The organism is Helicobacter mustelae (genome assembly GCF_900476215.1).
GTDB classification, from domain to species: Bacteria; Campylobacterota; Campylobacteria; order Campylobacterales; family Helicobacteraceae; genus Helicobacter_H; species Helicobacter_H mustelae.
Genome location: NZ_LS483446.1, coordinates 1,043,131 through 1,062,864 on the forward strand (window position 1 = coordinate 1,043,131; position 19,734 = coordinate 1,062,864).

The following is a 19,734-nucleotide window of genomic DNA, read 5'->3' on the forward strand; positions in this document are numbered from 1 at the left end:
CTCCTAAAATTTTCCTGCAATGATACTAAAAGCAGTTTAATAAACACAGGGATTTACATGGCTTCTATTCTAGCCAGCTAGCAATTGTTGATGCACTTCCATGTTTGAGGTATTGGCGAATTTTTTTGGCATTTTGGAAAAATTCCTCTCTATCCATGATGCGATATGCTTCAAATAAAGATTCTGAGCTCATGTCACCTTGAATGATCTCAGGATGCAGGCGACTCTCCCCTCTGCCAGGAGGCTGACCATTTAAGGCATTAAAAAAAATATTTGCCAGTCCAATGTAGTGCAAATTCACCAGACTCCTTGCGATGATATAATCTAGCCAGCGCGCCTTGTATGCCAACACAAAGGGCACGCCAATAAGGGCTGCTTCTAGCGTGGCAGTGCCACTACAGATGAAGGCAAATTCTGCGCCATAAAGACTTTGATGTGCATCAAAAGAAATCTCAAAATCCTCCACCCCCTCTCCATAGATTTTTTGCAAATCCAAATGCCAAAATGCCATTGGCACAACAAGAATCTTTCTTTTATCAGAAAAAAAACGATTGGCAAGTTCACAAAATATGGGAAAAATTCTGCCAATCTCTCCCTTCCTACTGCCAGGCATGAAGACAATCCCCTCCCCATGCAAGCAATCGCGAAAATTTTTGATGGAATCTAGCAATGGGTGCCCCACATACTGGGCTTTACTTTTGTAATAGTCAAGCTCAAAGGGCAAAATTGCCCCTAGACGATCAAAAGTAGATTCTATGACCCCTGCCCTCCAAGGCTTCCATGCCCACACCTGGGGCAAAATATAATAAATCAATTCTTTTTGGGGATAGAGTTTTTTAAGCTTTTTGCCAAGCGGAATATGAAAAGAAGAAGAATCCAAAAACAAGATTTTATCCGCATCTTTGGCAAGCTTTAGCATATGCCTTTGGACGCGCAAAAAAAAGGGCAGCTTTTTGAACACATCCCAAAACCCCATCACAGAAAAATCCTCAGGCAAAAAGGAGGGATCGCCAAGACTTGCATCAAAAATCCCCATGAGCTGTATTTTTTTGGGAAGCAACTTTAGCAAAGCTTTGAGATGCTCATTGGAGCTAGGTTCTAGTGCGCTTACAAGCAGCTTCACATTTTCTCTCCTAGCTCTTGCAACGCCAGCTCTGCATAAGAATCACGCACTTCGATTCGCAGTTGACGATTTTCCAATTCCAGATCAGAGATTTTGTTTTTGAGTTCACGAGATTCTTTGAGGGCAACACGATATTTTTGGTACAGCTCTTCTCCATAGAGATTTTCTGCTGGCTGCATGCCTGCGATCTTGCCGTGTTTGTTATATACCTTGACTTCTTTGAGAGCATTGGGCATGATTTTGCGCTTTTTTTCTTGGATTTGCTTTTTTTGCTGCTGCAAGGTCTGCATCATCTCAAGAATCTTGTGCTGATCTTTTTTTTCTTTGAGGGAGGAGAGGGCCTCTTCTTCTTCTTTTATCTTTTTTTGCAGGCCTTCTAGTTCGAGCTTTGTAAGTTTGATTTTTTGGCGATAATCCCTCAAAATCTCTTGATAGGATTGAATCTCGCCGCTGTATTCCTTTTCTTCTTCTTTAAATTTTTGGCGCTCTGATTCAAAGATTTTGTAAATCTCCCAGGTGTCTTTGATGTCATTAATCTTTTCTTGCAATTGCTGAAAAAAAAATTCGAACTTTTGCATTCCCTCTTACACAAGCTCCAAACGCAATAACAGCATCTCCGTGCCCTTCAAAACACTCAAATCTTCCCCACCGCACTGCGGACAGCTGCCATATTCTAGACTCTTTGGCTCAAAGCTAAAATGACAATTCTTGCACTCTAGCACCACGGGCTGAGAAACAATCTCTAATTCACTATTTTTGCACACTGCACTTTCTTCCCGAAAGGTCTCAAATGCACTCATAAACAAACTCTTATCCATGCCACTACGCTCTCCGATGGAAACAATGACTTTTTCCACCGCACTTGCCTGATGATGTGCTGCATTTTGTTCGCACAACTCAATCAATGAAGCCACCACAGAATACTCATGCATGTCCTGCTCCTACCAAAATCGTTTCTAGATAGCGCATCTCAGTCCGCCTCTCCAAAATCTCATCAAAAACTTGCTCGAGATTTTTTTGCTCGCACAATACCCGAAACTCACTGGTCTTGCCAAAAAAATCGATGTATTGTTGCAGAGTAGCGTGCGCATCAATGGGGTTTATCTGGGCGTTATTATATTTAATTTCATAAAAATACGCAATTTGAAAAATGGTTTTGATGCGTCTTTTCCACTTCTCCAGGGTAAGGAATTTCTCTAATTCATGATAAACGCCACTGGTATTGCCATGCTTTGCTAGATCTAGGGCCTTTTGCAACACATTCAAAACAAGCTCCTCTAGTGCAAAATATGCATCACAGGCATAGAGGTTGGGATAGCGCTCCAAAAGTTCATAACAGGCTGCATAATTTTGCTTGTCAAAATCTCTTTTGAATTCCTCTTGATGAAGAAAAAAATGAATCAACCCCTCTGCCTCATCCTTGAAATAAGGGATTCTTTTGAGCATTGCAATCTCGCTTTCTAAATCTTCATATTTCTTACTCTGCATATTTTCTTTGATGTGATAGAGCAGATTGCTACAATGCTGCAGTGCCTTTTGGTATGCCTTTGTTTTTTGTAAAAATATAAATTTATCAGCAAGGGCAAAGCACGAAATATAATCATTATCCTTGAATGCTTTTTGGATGTTTTGGTATTGCAGAAAATTCTGCAGCAAAAATTCAATCTGCTCTCTTTTTTCACTCACTCTCATGAAGGGTTCCAAAACCTTCCTCACACGCACCGTACCCCGAACACCATCTTTTTCTAGAATATTTTTACAAGCTTCAAAAATAGAGGAAAAATACCGCTCTAATTCTGCAAAAAGCACGAGCTTTCGCAGTCCATGCTTAGCATTTGCCATGGCATAGACATCGGTGTATTTTTCTTTTTGAATCAATTGCAAAAATTGCAAAATCACCTCTTTCTCATCAAAATAATAACGGAATTCTCTCTCTAGTATGGGATCCTCCAAATAAGGCTCTGCGACATGGAGGGCATTATCCACTTCATTATTGATAAATAAATTGAGAATATCTTTTAGTACCTCTGACCAATTCTCTAGGCGAGTTTTTTCATAGAGATCCTCAAGCTTTAAAAGCACATTATTTACCTCTGCAAAGGCCTTTGCCTCTTCATAATTTTTGGCCAGCAAAAGCTGCTCAAACTCCTGATAGCCATAGCGACTATCCAAAAAGATCACACGCCCACTGATAAAGCAGATGCAGAGCAATTCACCAACCAGACGCATGAAACTCACTCCTGATTCAGGAAGCGTGAGCTCTAAAAAAATCCTATTTGTAGCGATTTTGTAAACAAGTAATTTATTTTCACGCCCTGCAATATAGGCATATTTTTCATTCCTGTGCAAAACACATTGATTGAGCCAAGTATAATTGATTTTGATATTTCTTGTTTGATTGCTGAAAATATCATACACCCCAACTTCCCCATCCTTACATACAAATAAAATTTGTTTATCATGATTAAAAAATACTAGAGATTCTACGACACTTGGCACATCCACCTCGCTGAGTGTGGTGCAGGAATACAAATCAAAGACCAAAATCTTTTTTTCAAAGGTGGCAAAGACAAAATAATGATTGGCGCTATCAAAACTCATGCAAGAGATGTATTCTGGCTGGATAGGCAAAATGGCATAAAACTTGGCATCTGAGGTGGTGTAGAGAAAGACTCTTCCATCTTCCCCGCCTATGGCGAACAGTTTTGAATCCTGAGAGAATGCCACGCTATTGACCTTTGCCTTGTGCCACTGGATCTTTGCTTTGATTTTGAATCCATTCTCACTTACCCTGCAAAGATTGCAAAGCCTATCGCCGGCATTTGCGATGAAAATATAGCCTTGATCAGAACAGGCAATGGCCTTGGAATACATATGGTGCTTAGTGGTGTCGCGGGATACACGCTTACCAAAGAGGACTTTTTTTTCTGGGATGGAATAAAGATACACCCCATAATGAGAATCTGCAAACAGCAAATAATCGCGATTGTGGGCGAGGGACAAAACAGTGTGCAAAAGCTTTAAATTGTATTTTTCTTGTAGCATTTTGGCTCACAAATTCTCAAAGTTATCCTATTATTCTACTCAATTTATTCTAATTTTCCAGACCATTTCAAAAGAGGATATTTTATGAAATCTCGTTATAAAACCAGAGAAATTCACATTGGCAATGTTAAGATCGGTGGAGATGCGCCCATCAGCGTGCAAAGTATGACTTTTAGCAAAACTGCAGACATCAAAGCCACCAAAGAACAAATCGATCGCCTGCATCTAGCAGGTGCAGATATTGTGCGCGTAGCAGTGAGTGATGAAAAAGATGCACATGCCCTCAAAGAGCTCAAAAAAATCGCCACCCTCCCCATAGTCGCGGACATTCACTTTCGTTACAAATTTGCACTCATTGCTGCAGAAAGCGTGGATGCCATTCGCATCAATCCTGGAAACATTGGAAGCAAGGACCGCATAAAAGCTGTAGCAGAGGCCTGCAAAGTGCGCAATCTCCCCATCAGAATCGGCGTGAATGGCGGGAGCTTGGAAAAGCAATTTGAAGAGAAATATGGCCCCACCCCAAAGGGTATGGTGGAATCTGCGCTTTATAACATCAAACTATTAGAGGATTTTGGATTTGAGAATATCAAAGTATCGCTCAAAGCCAGTGATGTAGAGCGCACCATAGAGGCCTATCGCATGCTGCGTCCATTGGTGGACTATCCCTTTCATTTAGGAGTGACAGAGGCAGGCACGCTCTTTCATTCTATGATAAAAAGCTCCATGGCATTAGGAAATCTCTTGATGGAGGGGATTGGCGATACGATGCGCATCTCCATCACTGGAGAATTAGAAGAAGAAATCAAAGTAGCTAGGGCAATTTTGCAATATAGCGGCAGGCAAAAATCTGGAGTAAACATCATCTCCTGCCCCACTTGCGGGAGGATTGAGGCCAATTTAGTGCAAATGGTAAAGGAAGTAGAAAAGCGCATTAGCCACATCAAAACCCCATTGCAAGTAAGTGTAATGGGTTGTGCTGTCAATGCACTGGGTGAGGCAAAGCATGCAGATATTGCCATTGCCTTTGGCAACAAAAGCGGACTCATCATCAAGCATGGTAAGGTTCTTTGCAAACTCCCTGAAACACAATTACTCGAAGCATTTATCAAGGAAGTAGAATCTGTTGCGCAAGAAAAAGAAACACGGGGTTAAGCCACACAACCTTGCCCCATCCCCATAGTTTGCACATCCTTATTTGGCTACTGCGCCCTTCCTAGCTTGCCTGGCTTGCTTTTGCCCCAAGATTTTCCGCGCCAAGGGGAAGCACACTGGCCAAGCTATCGCGTGCTGGCCTTATTACGCACAAATCCCACACTTCAAAAATTTCTCGATTTTTTAGATTCCCACAAGCTCCTATCCCTCTAAAATCTAGCCCCGCCCAGCATGCCCACCACAGCATCTGCAAAATCCCTACGTCCCTCAAAGCCCCTAACCTTCCGCTCCCCTAATTTCACATTGGCCCCCCACCTTTTCAAAAACCCTTCCACACAAATAAACCCCACACCCAAAATTCCATTACACCCCCTAGGTAGCCTGCTCTTTTTGAGACCCTTTCTTGGAATTCTCTTTTTTTATCTCTTCTTTCTTGGGATTTTCTTTGGATTCTTCTTTTTTAGGCTCTTGCTTCATTGCGGGTTTGAGGGATTTGGGTGCTTTTGCACTTATATAAGTCTGCCCATAGGACAAAGAAACTCCTAGCATCAAATTTGTGGCAGCATGTTTGATAAATTGCCCCTTGAGTAAATAAAAATTGATAAAGGGTGCAACGCTTACATACTTGAAAATCGCAGTCTCTAGGCGCGTTTTGAACTCCAGAAAATATTGCGGTTTAAACGCCATGGGATAGTTGTTGTAAACATAGTGCGTGAAGCTAAACATGCCCACAAGCTTGGCATTATCCTTGAAGGGATATTGCATACGCAGGCCAATGTTATAGCCAAGATTTTGCACAGGATGGACATAAGTGAGATTTTGCTCTCCAAAAAAATTCACATACAAACTCTTGATATATTTGCCATCAAAAATCTTCCATCCCGTCCCTAGATGCAAGATCTGCGTGCGATTGATATTTGGGATTCTAAAAAGCTGTGTTTCATAATAAAACTGCACATAAGGCCCCAAGCTACATCCACCCAGAGCCCTCTCAAAATTCCAGAGCTTTTGTGTATAGTCTGTAGAAAATATAATCCCATCCACTGTGGTATTGTCAATACGTGGAGCATTGGTAGGATAGAGGATATTGTGCCCATATTGGCTAGAAATTTGATTGAAAATCACGAAATTCTTTGCATAATAATTTGCATGAAAAAGCAAGGAAGATTCTGCGATGAGTTGAGAAATCCCCTTGAAATTGGTATTAGAAAATTTCGCATAGGGGGTTTGGTTTTTGATGCTGGTTGAAGAAAAATTGATATTCAAATATTCAAACGCCACATCAAAACCCTCTTTTTCTCTGTCTAAGGTGAGATCATCAACACTCTTTGTCTTCTCCTTTGCCACCAAACAAAAAACACCAAACAAAAAGCCAGACAAGAATCTCAAAAGAAAGCAATGCCGCTTCATAATGCCATCACTTCTTTTCCTGCTTGATTTTACAAAGCCACTCTTGGAGGGTTTTTTCAAACCCACATCGCGATTCTTGCACAAATTCTAGAGACTCATGAAGATAGTTTTGCTTGACATATCCGCCAAAATCATGGGGATAGAGATAGTCCTTTGCATGAGGCAGGATGTTTGGAGGGATGGGCAGAGGGGCGTGATTTTTGACATAATCTAGAGCAAGATTGATGGCTTTATATGCGGTGTTGGATTTGGGGGAACTTGCAAGATAGATCACGCATTGAGAGAGAATAATGCGAGATTCTGGATAGCCAATCTTTGCTACTGCATTCAAAGTAGATACAGCCAGATTGAGGGCATTGGGATTGGCATTACCGATGTCTTCACTTGCCAAAATCACAAGCCTGCGTGCAATAAATTCAGGATTTTCTCCACTTGCAATTAATCTTGCCAAATAATAAATACTTGCATCCACATCACTGCCCCGAATGGATTTGATCATAGCAGAGGCAAGATGATAATGCGTATCTTGCTCACTGCTTCCCTCTCCTAGCCTAAAGGGACGGATGCTTTTTAGCAGGGGCAATGTGATCTCATCTGCCTGCATGGCAATATCTAGCAAATGCAGCATTGCACGTGCATCGCCATTACTAGAATCCATCAAATAAACCCTTGCATCCGATGTGATTTTGCAGGGATAGAGATCGAGTGCTTTTTGCAAAATTTCTCTTAAATGATGGCTTTTTAGAGGATGCAGTTCTAACAAAATGCTACGAGAGCGCAATGCATTTGTGAGTATAGAGAAAGGATTTTGCGTGCTTGCTCCAAGGATGATGGCTTGATGATTCTCCATCACAGGAAGCAGGAATTCTTGTTGATTCTTACTAAGACGATGCACCTCATCGATAAATACCACAGGCTTTATCAAGGTATTTTTATACTCTTTGAGTGCGCAGCGCAGGGACTCTAGCGCAAAATCCACCCCATTGAATTCTAAAAATGGCATCTCCAACTCTTTGGCAACAATCCTAGCAAGGGTGGTTTTGCCCACTCCTGGGGGCCCATAAAAAAAGCTATGGGGGAAATGCCCACTCTCTAGCACCCTTGAAAATACAGAGTCTTTGCTAAATAAATGTTCCTGCCCCACAAAATCCTTAAAACTCTTGGGGCGCAATAAAGAGGCTAGATTCCGCATTATTTCTTGGAGAAAAGAATCACTTCATAAGAGCTTTTTTTGATAGTAAGATCGCTGCTTTGGTTTTTCTTGTTGAGCTTTGCATACAATTCCTCATTCATCTGATCCAATTCATCAAGCTTTTCTTTCAAACGCAAGATAATATCCACTCCCGCCAGATTCACGCCCATGTCGCGCGTAAGCCGCAAAATGGTTTTGATCTTGTCAATATCTCTTTGGGAATAAAGCCGCATTTTGCCATCTGTGCGCCCAGGCTCAATCAATCCTTCTTTTTCATATTGGCGCAGGGTCTGGGGGTGAATTTCTAAAATCTTTGCTACGACACTAATGAGATACACAGGTTCATCATAACTATACACTCATGCCTCCTTAATCTGCTAATTCTTTTTGCAATTGCTCTTGCAATGCCTCTGATAAATCTTCCACCTTAGGAAGAAGAATATTTGCTTTTAAAAACAAATTGCCCATTGCATTGGTTTTGCGATTTTTTACTCCCAATTCTTTGATGCGAAAGATCTGATTATTTTTCGTATTTTTGGGAACCTTTAATTTTAAATCCTTATGCAGGGTTTTGACATCTATAGTGCCTCCAAATAACGCAGCCTTCATGGGAATGTCACAAATCATTGTAAGATCGTCATTCTCGCGTTGATAGGTCTTACTCTCCAATATATGAATACCAAAAATCACATCACCGCGCATGTTTTGATAACTCTTCCCCTTGCCTTTTGCTCTAAGCTTCTCCCCCTCCTTGATTCCTTCTGGGATATTAATGGTGATGCTTTCACCACTAGGAAGCTGGATATTTTCCTTGCCTCCCAAAACAGCTCTCTCTAACGTGATGTCTAATTGATAATGCAAATCCAAATCTGGAGTACCAAACCCACCCCCATCAAAGCCTCCAAATCCCCTAAAGTCAAAGGAGCTCCCTGCATTAAAACCTCCCTGCCCAAAGATTTTTGAGAGGATCTCATCAATACTCACCCCTCCCTGCCCTCTTGTAAAATCACTAAAATCCTGCCCGCCAAACATACTATCTCCAAACTGATCATATTGTGCGCGCTTTTTAGGATCGCTTAAAATTTCATAAGCAGCATTAATTTCTTTAAATTTTTCTTCAGCCTCTTTTTCCTTATTAATATCTGGATGATATTTTCTTGCCAGCTTCCTATAGGCTTTCTTGATTTCTTCGCTGCTTGCGTTTTCATTGATTTCTAATGTTTTATACAAACTCTTTTTCATTCTTACCGCCTCTTTGTAACCATAAAGTTTCTAAAAAATAATTTAGTTCATGTGCATTATAAAACTTTAGTGTAATTAAGTCAAGGTTTATGAAATTTTTCCTTGGACAAAAGCAAAAAGATGATTTTTTTGTGGAATCGAAATTGCTTAATCGTTTGAATTCTAGTAAAATTCTCAAGGATGAGTATCTAATGGAAAAAGGAATGGAATGTTAAAAATCAGCAAATTCTTTGCTTTGGCAGGATTGTTGTATGGATGCATCGCTCATGCAGACACAGCAGAAATCACAAGCGCAAGAACAATTGAGCAGGCCTTTGCTGGAGGGAAGATCGGAGGGCATGTCGGACTCTTTACACAGCAATCCACCAGTCTAAAAGATCCCTCCTATCTAGATATCAACTCCTCTTTTTCCTATGACACACTGCGCTATCACGGCTATAAGGTTGGTGCGGAATTTTGGCTCACTGGCAAGCTCTTTGATGCAAAACCTGGAAATTTTAGCGGGGTGCAGCAGATTTTTATTTTTTCTCATCTCTATGCAAGCTTTTACAATCAATATGAAAAATTTGGCATTCGCGTGGGGCGCTATGCTATCGATGAAGAATGGATGAAACACAACACAGAGGGCTTTAGCATCGATTACGATGGCATAGAAAATGTGTCCTTACATTTTTCTTGGGCATTTCGTAACGCCTATACCACGAGATTTTATAACAGTGTCTTTCGACGCATGTTTCGCGTCGTGGGAGCACTGCTTTTTCGAGGCTCCATCCAGATCCCGCAATTCCCTCTTAGCATCACTCCCTACATCTATGTTGCCCCTGGAGTATTCTTCACCCCTGGGGTCAAGGCAACCATGAATCTCCCCCTGCCCAAACAGATTTTTTTGAAGTCTAAAGCTCAATTTCTCACCTATACACAATACAAAGGTTGGTATGGCCCCAATGCTGGCACTGGAGTGCTTTTTGAACTCAATAGCTCTGTGAGCTGGATGGGACTTGAGGGGGGTGTTGGAGGGATGTTCACCAGTGCCAAGGGAGCTTCTATGATTGATGGCTTTGGGCAGCATACACCATTCCAGCGCCCTGTTGGAATGTTTCGAGGAGATGCAAGGACTCTCTATGCCTTTGGGCGCTATAGCCTGCGGTATCTTGATGTCTATGGGGCGATGCGTACGACCTTTTTGGATGGCAAAAATATTTTTAACTGGGAATTTCGCGTAAGCGGCACTCCCCTACGCAATATCAAGGGCTTGGAGCTTGGATTCTCCATCCTTGGCATGAATAACCCCACCAATGCAGAGGGATTTTTTGGGGGGAGCAAAAAATACACCTTATTCCGCGGCTACATCCAATACAAATTTTAAAAAATTATCCTTCTTTAAGCTTGATTTTCCTATAATTTCGGGCCGTGAACTCATAAATTATAAGGTCTAGGGAATGTTAAAAAAAACCTTCATGATTGGAATAGGGATTTGTGGTCTTCTTGGCGCAGAAGATGTCAAGATCACCCCGTTTGGAGCGCTTGGTGGACTCTACAACCAAGGACTTGGCTCCTCTCATAATTATGGAAATCTCATGGCACATACTGGAGTGGATTTCGCCCTGCAAAATGGCTGGAGCTTTGGTCTTGGAGCCATTGGCGGATGGAATGTCTGGAATACCAGATTCAAAAGCACTGGGACCTATGGCATCCCTGGCTATGGAGGAATCGGAGACAAGGGAGATGTCTCTGAAGTCTATGCACATTACAAAAATTCCCGCTTAGAATTCTCTCTGGGGCGATTTAATACAAATTTTTTGGATTTTGAATATGTGGCAGGAAATATCCAAGGTGCTAGCGCGCAGATAAAAGTAGATGAAATCACCTACTGGGGGGCATTTATCGACTCCATGCTCTGGACAGGTGTGCACAAAAACACCATCGCCTCACTCTATGGCACAAATATCATCAGCAGCTACTATCCTCTGAGCAAAAAAAATATCTTTGGAAAATGGGGGGAGGTTTTTGCAGTGGGCGTAGGCTATGGAGGAGAGCATCTCAAAGGATCTGCCTTTAGTCTACTAGACACCCAGCTCCCAGCAGATATGCTCAAAAATCGCCGCGGCCTGCTCTTCCAAGTCGGAGGGGATGTCCAATACCACACCAACTTTGCTGGAGAATGGCAGTCTTCTAGCATCCTGCGCGGGATCTTCCAACTAGGAAATACCGCATTTCTTCCTGCAACCTCCATCAAAGCCAAGGATGCCTTTGCAGGACTTTTGTGGTTTGATCAAAAATTCAGATACAGGATTTTTGAATTTGGCGGCGGGTTGATTGGGGTGATTGGCACCAAAGACAATGGTGGAATTTACACACTCAATGATCCCTCAAGATTCTATGGAAAAATCATCAATAGCCCCACCCCACAAAACAAAGGGGTTTATAATTTTGCAAGCCCCTATTTTGCCAGCCACAATTTCACAGGATACATCTTTGGCCGCATCGATCTAACAAAAAACAAAAATCTCCCCATTCGGATTGATGGTATGGCTGCTTTTGGGACCTATACAGAATACTCCATTGTCGCAGATTACAAAGTTTGGAGCTATAACAATATGAATTTCAATGCAGGCATTGGCTATGTGTTTAGCAGACTCAATCGCAGTGCATTCCCAAATAGCGCGCATCCAAGCAGTCCTGTGGGCACTAGCAGCCTGATTTTGTTTGGCAAATTCTTTTATTAAAATTTTTAAACTTACTCCGATATAGTACTTGCAAAAAGATTTTTGATCTTTTGAACCCTAATGAAAAGGAAAAACATGAAAAAGAAGATTTTTAGCTCGGTTGCCTTGGCAGGCTTGGCGCTAGGTAGCGCAGAGGCTGCAGATATCAATGCATTTGGTCATTTGGGGGGTCTTTATGATCAAGGGTTGTCCAAGAACAATATCCCTACGGGCTATACAAAAAAGAGCGCGTATGCTGGCGGGACTGGGCACCTTGGAGTGGATTTTGGATTTGATGCCCTTCACCTTGGCGTGGGCGCATACACTGGTTTTTCCATCTACAAAACCCGTGGCATGGAGAACCGATATACAAACAGATATATCGATCTTTCTGATTTGTATCTCAAATATGACACAGGCATGTTACAAATTGCTGTTGGTAGATTCAACAACGAGTTTTTAGGATCAGATTGGCTTACTGCCTATGCGCAGGGCGTGACTCTAAAATATCAATCAAGAAGTTTTGGCATCTGGGCAACCTGGATGAATGACTACACCACTTATGGTTATGCACAGGGGCGCATCGCTTCAGAACTCTCTGATTGGTATCGATTCCCCTCTAGCTTCAACCACTTTAGCATCGGCAACAGGGATGTCGTAGGTGCTGGGATCAATCTGAAATTTGACTGGCTGATCATCGATCCATTCGTACACTATTATCGAGACAATTACGATCGCACTCACAATGGAAGAATCCAGGCCGGTGCTAAAATTGCTATGCAGTTTGGAGATGAGGGTGGCCCATTCCAATCCACCACAGCCTTTAGATATATGTGGCAAAATATCTCAGGTTCTTCTAGCAGCAAGAATTCCATGCTCTTTTGGCTCGATCAAGAATTCTTATTTGGAGGTGTGTTTAAAATCGGTGCAGGTGCCTACACCACCACAAAAAATGGAATCTATACTCCAAACAATGTCACAAGATTCTACACAGGAACATATCTCACTCCTGGCTACTCCAACATCAATTATTTCTTGGGCAAGGTTAGCAGCTGGTATGTATTCACAGGGATCAAGTCTCAATGGGTAGATCTTGATGTAGTTTATGCAGATGGGGATCACAAAGAATTCACCGCAATCCTCTCTGTCACTATATTTGACCAAAAAGTCAAGGGCAGCCTCAATGGAATCTCTCTAAAAGTCGGTGGCGGCTATGTGAGCAATGGCTTCAACAGCGCCTATCGAAGAAATAATGTCGTGGGATTTGCAAAGCTTACCTTCTAATCCCCCTCTCACCTGGAGGGAGCTCCCTCCTCCATTTTCTTTCATTTTTCCGCATTCCCGCAAGCCCCCATCCCTCTTCATCCTAAAATCACAGCACCAAACCCTGGCTACCAGAGAGTTCACCCACCCCAGTTTTTCTGAATCTCTTGATGCTTTTAAATCGCATTCAAAGGATCCAAACACTCCAAAAACCTCACCATCCCAGAAACCTTACAAATAGGAATTTTCTTCATTTCACACCCCCGGTATTTCTCAAAAATCACCCAACATCAATCCCGACCCCTCATCAAAAAATGCATCCAAAAAATCCCAGTCTCATGCCAAATCCAAGGCCTCTCAAACCACAAACAAGCCCAAAAGTCAAAAATTCCAAGGCACAAAAACATCATTTAAAAAGAAATATTAATATTACGCAAAAAAGTCGTTTTATGCCCTTTCCCTTACTTTTTTTCTTGGCACTCCTAGCAGAGGCTTTCATCGTCTATGCCAGTGTTTTGGTCAAAATCGTCGACCTCCCGCCCATCCTGCTTGGCTTTTACCGCGTTTTTTTGGCAATTCCCATCTTTTTCCTCTTTGCCCTGCGCAAGGGTAACCTCAGCAAAATCCCCATCAAAGACATCGCGCTCATGCTGCTTGCGGGAGTGTTTTTTGGCCTGGATTTGGTTTTTTTCAACACCGCACTGCATCACACAAGTGTTACAAATGTCAATCTCATCTGCTCCCTTGTGGTATTTGTGCTCGCACCCATTGGTGTATTTTTTTTCAAAGAACATCTACACAAAAGCTTTTTGCTGGGTGCAGGGGTGGCAGTCATTGGCATCTTTGTCCTCATCAAGGGCAAATCTGATACCAGCATCGCCACTCCCTATGGGGATTTTTTGGCACTTCTTAGCAATGTCTCCTATAGCATTTTTCTTGCATTAATCTATGGCCTGCGCAAGAAATACACCGCCATGGCATTGATGGTATATGTGTGCATCGGCTCCTCGCTGCTGCTAGGAATTATCGCAGAGATAAAAGAGGGCTTCATGCTACCAAACTCCGCTAATGCTTGGATTTATGTGGGGCTCATTGTGCTCTTTGGCCAGATCTTAGGACAGGGATTTTTTGGCTATATCATGGGCAAGATCAACACACAAGTCTCTTCTCTCATCATGCTTTTTTCGCCAATCACTGCAGCTATTTTGGGCTTTTTGATTCTAAAGGAATCCATTGGTATTTTTGAGATTTTGGGAATGTTTATTATTCTTTTTGGGGTATACATTGCAAAAAGATAGGAGTAAATATGCAAGAAATTGTAATGATTGGAATTTTTATAATCGCGGCCGTTGGCTTTGTGATCTTGCTAATGCCCAGAGGATCGAAGGGATGTGGCTGCGGAAAAACCAACTGCAAAACCACAAAAATCCAGAAAAAAGATCCATGAAATTGGGTAGAATATAGAGAAATGCCAAAGGATTTTTTTGTTTAAAACTCTAACTTTAGCAAGCATCTATGAACTACAGGGTCACAAAGAAGAGGCTCTTAGCATCTATCAGGAGATCCTCAAAAAAGATCCTGATAATTTTGAAGCAAAACAGGCCATGAAGCGCCTAAGAATCCATAAGAAATTTGGCAATGTCAATGAAAATGCCAAGAAAATGTTCATGCAGGCCAAGAGCGGAAGCGAAGAGCTAAAAAACTTTGAAAGGTGGTTGATGCAATGGAATTAAAAGACATCATTTTGCAAACCATTGATGAGTACAAAAATGAATCACCAAGAGCACAGGATGCATACCCTGTGCAAGAATCCCTAGATTTCAAAGAGGATTTCAAAAAGGAATTCAAGGATGAGAGAGGAGAATCACATGAAAAAGCGAGCAAGAATATAGAAATTCGCATTGATTCTCGGTTTTTGGAATTGCTACGCGAAAAGACTTTGGTGCTCTTTGAGGGCCTGCAATCCAGTCAAACCAAAGACATTGCCAGCAAGCTTGATTTGGTCATCAATTACCTAGAATACCAACTCTCCCTGATTGATGAGACACTCCAAAATCCATAAATCCCCATCAATGAGACATCTCAAAATCCATCAAAAAAGCAGCATCCATGGAGGAATAAAGAAAGAATGAAAATCAATAATTATTGATTTTTTCCACTTTGATTCTTCTCACCTCTAAGGTCTAGCAATTTCCCTCATTTAATCTATTTTTAAAACAAAATAAGATAGTATAAACGCTCTAAAAAGAAGTGGAGTTAGAGCAATGCTAAATATTTTAATGATTGAAGATGACATAGAATTGGCAGAGATTTTGAGTGAGTATCTCGAGCAAAATGACATAAAAGTCACCAATTATGACGAGCCTTATACTGGGATGAGTGCCATAGCTACGCATAACTATGATCTCTTGCTGCTAGATCTTACATTGCCAAATCTCGATGGCCTAGAAGTCTGCAAGCGTGTAGCCAAACAAAAAAATATCCCTATCATCATTTCTTCTGCCAGAAGCGATCTTGATGACAAAGTCAAGGCATTAGAATATGGCGCAGATGACTACATCCCCAAACCCTATGATCCCAAAGAGCTGCTCGCACGCATCCACTCCCTGCTAAGGCGCTACAACAAAAAAGAAGTCAAGCAAAAAGAGCAAGAAAAAGACAGCGTTTTTCGTATCCAAAAAGACAGCAGAGAGGTGTTTTTCAAAGACAAAAAAATCGAACTAACCCGCGCAGAATATGAAATACTGACACTGCTCATCAGCAAAAAAGGCCATGTATTCTCCCGTGAGGCCATCGCCATCGAATCTGAATCCATCAATCCTGAAAGCTCAAACAAAAGCATCGATGTCATCATCGGAAGACTTCGTGCAAAAATCGAGGATGACCCCAAAAAACCCAAATATATTATCTCTGTCAGAGGTGTAGGCTATAAGCTTGAAGCATAAAATAGACAATGATTAGAAATTCTATTTTTTTCAAAATCACTCTTTTGTTTTTATTTTCACTGATTAGTTTTTCTGCGTTTTCTTTTTATTTCATCCAATATCAGAAGGAAAACGAAGTAGAAACCGCTGCGCTGAGATATGAACAGATAACCATCGCCATCAATCGCATCATCACTCCCTATAGCACCTTTAAAAGTGTGGAAAATCTCCTCAAAGAACTGAAATTCAAAGTAACCAAAAACAAAAAAATCAAAGAAGCATTGATTAATTACAATCGCCTCTCGATGTTTTTCAATGGCATCGTGGCCAAGGTGGTCAAAGATCAAGAAACCAACAAGATCTATATTTTGCTAGAGACCAAAGATCGAGCGGTGCTTTATGCGGATGATTCCACCAACCACTACCGGATTTTTTACTTTACCACACTCATTGGCATTGCCCTACTTATCCTTGTCTTCATCCTTGTGATTCGCGGATTGCTGCCGCTAAAAACTCTCACCACCCAGGTTAAGCGCTTTGCTGATGGGGGGATTGATGTCAATTGCAAGACCAATCAAACCGATGAAATCGGCCAGCTCTCCAATGAATTTCACAATACCTTTGCAAAGCTCAACGCAGTCCAAAAATCCCGCTCGCTATTCTTGCGCTCCATCATGCATGAACTCAAAACCCCCATCACCAAGGGCAGGATCACCACAGAAATGCTGGAAAATAATTTGCAAAAAACTCGCCTTGTTTCTGTGTTTAAGCGCTTGCAAAATCTCATTGATGAATTTGCCAAGATTGAGCAAATCGCTTCCAAGAACCTCAATATTACCAAAAAGGAATTCCTCCTAGAGGATCTCATCAATCACACAAAAAAAATGCTGCTTATTGACGGATTAGAAAATGATCCCATCATACTTGATGCCTCCAATGATGTCATAAAGGCAGATTTTGAACTTTTTGCCATGGCGATTAAAAATCTCTTAGATAATGCCATCAAATACAGCCCGGACAAAAAAGTATTTGTAGGCAGCCATTACAGCGATCTCATTATTAGCAACAAGGGCTCTGCGCTGCAAAAAGATTTTCATGAATACTTTAAACCCTATTTCAAAGATGAAAACAAAAATAACACAGAACAAGGGTTTGGCCTGGGGATGTATATCATCAAAAGCACCCTAGATGCACAAGGCTTTAAAATTGACTACAAACACAAAAGTGGGATAAATTATTTCACGATTCATGATTGCGTTGTAGAGAATTTTTGCATCATGCCAAAAACAAGGAGGCGAAAAAATGAAACAATGGAATGAGGAATGCGCGGTAGTTGGAACATACAACTTGCAAGACTCTGCATTGCTGAGTTATTATGCGCTCTTTGCATTGCAACACCGAGGACAAGAAGCCAGCGGTATTAGCACAAGTAATGGCAAGACCCTGCAGACCATCAAGGGAAATGGCCTTGTTACAAAAGTCTTTGATGAAAAAAATCTCAAAAAACTCATGGGTAATGCGAGCATTGGCCATAATCGCTATTCTACCGCCGGAAAAGAATCCATGAAGGATTCCCAGCCTCTTTTTGCCAGGTACAATCTGGGAGAACTTGCAGTGGTGCACAATGGTAATCTCACAAATGCAAAAGATTTGCGCCAAAATCTCATCGCTAAGGGCGCGATTTTCCAAAGCTATTTGGACACAGAAAATCTCATTCATCTCATTGCTCAAAATAAAAAAGAATCCCTGCAAGATCGCATCCTAGATGCCCTGCAAGCTATTGATGGTGCCTATGCATTGGTTTTCCTCTCCCGCAGCAAGATGTTTGCGGTGCGCGATCGTTATGGATTGCGTCCTCTATGTCTTGGCAAAATCACAAATCCCAATGGTAGCATAGGCTATATGGTGGCCAGTGAAAGCTGTGCCTTTGATCTCATAGGAGCAGAATACATCCGTGAAATTGCGCCTGGAGAAATGATTATTTTTGAAGGGATGCAAGATCAAACCGCACAAATCAAATCCCTGCAAGTTTTTGAGCCAAAGCCTCATCCTTGTATTTTTGAGCTTGTATATTTTGCTCGTCCTGATAGCCATATCTTTGGAAAAAACGTTTATAGCATGCGCAAAAATATGGGAACAGAACTTGCCAAAGAACATAAAATTCCAGCAGATATGGTGATCCCCGTGCCTGATAGCGGCCTACCCGCAGCGCTTGGCTATTCCAAAGAATCGGGCATTGCATTTGAGCTAGGAATCATCCGCAATCATTATGTCGGAAGGACTTTCATCGAACCCACCCAAAGCATTCGAGAATTCAAAGTAAAGCTAAAACTCAATCCCATCTCCTCCATCATCGCAGGAAAAGACCTCATCGTTATTGATGATTCTGTGGTGCGCGGAACCACAAGCAGGCAAATTATCAAGATCCTGCGACAAGCAGGAGCAAAAAAAATCCACCTGCTGATTAGCTCTCCACAAATCATCTCTCCTTGCTATTATGGTGTGGATACTCCTGATGTCAAGGATCTTATTTGCGCGCAGCATCCCTTAGAAAAAGTGCGGGATTTTATTGGGGCAGATACCCTGGGGTTTTTGTCATTAAAAGGGCTAGCACGCAGTGTGGGAGCAGAGGATCTTAGCTATTGCCAGGCCTGCTTTGATCAAAACTATGTGGATGATTTCACAAGAGCAAAGAAGGACTAAAAGTGAGAGAATTGCTCACTATAGGGAGATATTTCAAAAAGCGCTTTGGGCAAAGAGTGCGCAAGATTCCTATTTCTTTGCAGGGTTTTACCTGTCCCAATATCGATGGCAGCGTAGCACGTGGGGGATGTATTTATTGCCGCAATGAGAGCTTTTCTCCAAGCCTTACAAAACTAGACCCCACAATCTCTACTAAAATGAATTTTCAAATCAAAGAAAACCCCATACTAGCACTGCAACTCCGCCAACTAAAAGAGCAATTTTCTTGGCATAGCAATTTTCACAAAGATAAATTTGCTGTGCAAAAATACATGCTCTATTTCCAATCCTATACAAACACCTATGCCCCTCTTTCCACACTCAAATCCATCTATGAGCTGGGGATGAATTTACCCGATGTAGTGGGCATGAGCATTGGCACGCGCATAGACTGCATAGGAGAAGGGTTACTAGAGCTTTTGGGTGAGTATGTCAAAGAGGGCAAGGAGATTTGGCTAGAGTATGGAATCCAATCTGTTTTTGATGAGAGTTTGAAGCGTACCAATCGCGGGCATTTGAGCGCGGGCATCCCTGAGCTCTTCTCACGCACACGCGATCACGGCATCAAGGTTTGTGCACATCTGATTTATGGACTACCTCAAGAAAATGAAGATATGATGCTGCATTCCCTAGACACAGTGCTAGATTGGGGGATTGATGGGATTAAGATCCATCCCTTGTATGTGGTCAAAGACACTCCCCTTGCCAAGATGTACAAAAATCAACAATACAGCCCCATCACCCTAGAAGCTTATGGAAGCTTGATTGTAAAATCCCTCCAAAGGATCCCAGAAGAAATCGTGATCCACAGAATCAGCTCTGGGGCGCATGATGATTTACTAATCGAGCCTAAGTGGTGCTTTGACAAAAATATTCAAATGCGCTATTTGCGCGATCTTTTACTAGAAAATAAAATCAAATATTAAGGAGAGA

The 19,734-nt window shown here is 41.8% G+C and carries 19 protein-coding genes; 11 read left to right on the forward strand and 8 right to left on the reverse strand.

Annotated features, from left to right (window positions below; translation table 11 throughout):
* Positions 1-64: 64 nt before the first annotated feature.
* Genes lpxB through DQN48_RS04810 form a run of 4 tightly spaced genes read right to left on the reverse strand, consistent with a single transcriptional unit; the run spans position 65 to position 4,138 of the window.
* Entirely contained in the window at positions 65-1,123 is a 1,059-nt protein-coding gene (gene lpxB / locus DQN48_RS04795) for a lipid-A-disaccharide synthase (RefSeq protein ID WP_013023235.1), read from the reverse strand.
* Complete coding sequence (gene mua, locus DQN48_RS04800; protein WP_147277557.1) at positions 1,120-1,671, reverse strand: nickel-binding protein Mua; 552 nt, start codon at positions 1,669-1,671, stop codon at positions 1,120-1,122. Before mua ends, lpxB begins: the two co-directional genes overlap by 4 nt.
* Before the next feature lie 36 nt (positions 1,672-1,707).
* On the reverse strand, positions 1,708-2,055 hold the full coding sequence (gene hypA, locus DQN48_RS04805; protein WP_013023237.1) for a hydrogenase/urease nickel incorporation protein HypA: 348 nt from the start codon (positions 2,053-2,055) through the stop codon (positions 1,708-1,710).
* Positions 2,048-4,138: a WD40 repeat domain-containing protein gene (locus DQN48_RS04810; protein WP_145980440.1), complete on the reverse strand. Its 2,091-nt coding sequence runs from the start codon at positions 4,136-4,138 to the stop codon at positions 2,048-2,050. The genes hypA and DQN48_RS04810 overlap by 8 nt, the downstream gene beginning before the upstream one ends.
* Positions 4,139-4,252: 114 nt before the next feature.
* Between DQN48_RS04810 and ispG the strand changes: the two genes are divergently transcribed.
* Positions 4,253-5,323 (forward strand): flavodoxin-dependent (E)-4-hydroxy-3-methylbut-2-enyl-diphosphate synthase, encoded by a 1,071-nt coding sequence (ispG, locus tag DQN48_RS04815; RefSeq protein ID WP_013023239.1) that lies wholly within the window; start codon positions 4,253-4,255, stop codon positions 5,321-5,323.
* A 372-nt stretch (positions 5,324-5,695) separates the two neighbouring features.
* Here ispG and DQN48_RS04820 read toward each other — a convergent pair whose 3' ends face one another.
* The 4 genes from DQN48_RS04820 to DQN48_RS04835 all read right to left on the reverse strand — a co-directional run bounded on the left by DQN48_RS04820 (position 5,696) and on the right by DQN48_RS04835 (position 9,167).
* Positions 5,696-6,670, reverse strand: coding sequence for a hypothetical protein (locus tag DQN48_RS04820; protein ID WP_148213328.1), 975 nt, complete (start codon positions 6,668-6,670; stop codon positions 5,696-5,698).
* A 70-nt stretch (positions 6,671-6,740) separates the two neighbouring features.
* Positions 6,741-7,925 (reverse strand): replication-associated recombination protein A, encoded by a 1,185-nt coding sequence (locus DQN48_RS04825; protein WP_013023241.1) that lies wholly within the window; start codon positions 7,923-7,925, stop codon positions 6,741-6,743.
* A complete protein-coding gene (locus DQN48_RS04830; protein WP_013023242.1) occupies positions 7,925-8,284 on the reverse strand; it encodes a heat shock protein transcriptional repressor HspR in 360 nt (119 codons plus the stop codon). Before DQN48_RS04830 ends, DQN48_RS04825 begins: the two co-directional genes overlap by 1 nt.
* Before the next feature lie 10 nt (positions 8,285-8,294).
* Positions 8,295-9,167, reverse strand: coding sequence for a DnaJ family protein (locus DQN48_RS04835; RefSeq protein ID WP_013023243.1), 873 nt, complete (start codon positions 9,165-9,167; stop codon positions 8,295-8,297).
* Between the two features lie 208 nt (positions 9,168-9,375).
* Between DQN48_RS04835 and DQN48_RS04840 the strand changes: the two genes are divergently transcribed.
* The 10 genes from DQN48_RS04840 to DQN48_RS04885 all read left to right on the forward strand — a co-directional run bounded on the left by DQN48_RS04840 (position 9,376) and on the right by DQN48_RS04885 (position 19,727).
* Positions 9,376-10,533: an outer membrane family protein gene (locus DQN48_RS04840; protein ID WP_013023244.1), complete on the forward strand. Its 1,158-nt coding sequence runs from the start codon at positions 9,376-9,378 to the stop codon at positions 10,531-10,533.
* Between the two features lie 73 nt (positions 10,534-10,606).
* Complete coding sequence (locus DQN48_RS04845) at positions 10,607-11,893, forward strand: hypothetical protein (RefSeq protein WP_013023245.1); 1,287 nt, start codon at positions 10,607-10,609, stop codon at positions 11,891-11,893.
* A 75-nt stretch (positions 11,894-11,968) separates the two neighbouring features.
* A complete protein-coding gene (locus DQN48_RS04850) occupies positions 11,969-13,156 on the forward strand; it encodes a hypothetical protein (RefSeq protein ID WP_013023246.1) in 1,188 nt (395 codons plus the stop codon).
* A 293-nt stretch (positions 13,157-13,449) separates the two neighbouring features.
* On the forward strand, positions 13,450-14,433 hold the full coding sequence (locus DQN48_RS04855) for a DMT family transporter (RefSeq protein ID WP_111713535.1): 984 nt from the start codon (positions 13,450-13,452) through the stop codon (positions 14,431-14,433).
* A gap of 186 nt (positions 14,434-14,619) precedes the next feature.
* Positions 14,620-14,868, forward strand: coding sequence for a tetratricopeptide repeat protein (locus DQN48_RS04860; protein ID WP_013023248.1), 249 nt, complete (start codon positions 14,620-14,622; stop codon positions 14,866-14,868).
* Complete coding sequence (locus DQN48_RS04865; RefSeq protein ID WP_013023249.1) at positions 14,859-15,197, forward strand: CiaD-like domain-containing protein; 339 nt, start codon at positions 14,859-14,861, stop codon at positions 15,195-15,197. The genes DQN48_RS04860 and DQN48_RS04865 overlap by 10 nt, the downstream gene beginning before the upstream one ends.
* A gap of 202 nt (positions 15,198-15,399) precedes the next feature.
* Positions 15,400-16,080: an acid response regulator transcription factor ArsR gene (arsR, locus tag DQN48_RS04870; protein ID WP_013023250.1), complete on the forward strand. Its 681-nt coding sequence runs from the start codon at positions 15,400-15,402 to the stop codon at positions 16,078-16,080.
* Positions 16,081-16,088: 8 nt separating this feature from the next.
* Entirely contained in the window at positions 16,089-17,378 is a 1,290-nt protein-coding gene (locus DQN48_RS04875) for an ArsS family sensor histidine kinase (protein WP_013023251.1), read from the forward strand.
* Positions 17,362-18,762 (forward strand): amidophosphoribosyltransferase, encoded by a 1,401-nt coding sequence (gene purF, locus DQN48_RS04880; RefSeq protein WP_013023252.1) that lies wholly within the window; start codon positions 17,362-17,364, stop codon positions 18,760-18,762. Before DQN48_RS04875 ends, purF begins: the two co-directional genes overlap by 17 nt.
* 2 nt (positions 18,763-18,764) lie before the next feature.
* A complete protein-coding gene (locus tag DQN48_RS04885; RefSeq protein ID WP_013023253.1) occupies positions 18,765-19,727 on the forward strand; it encodes a TIGR01212 family radical SAM protein in 963 nt (320 codons plus the stop codon).
* Positions 19,728-19,734 lie beyond the last annotated feature (7 nt).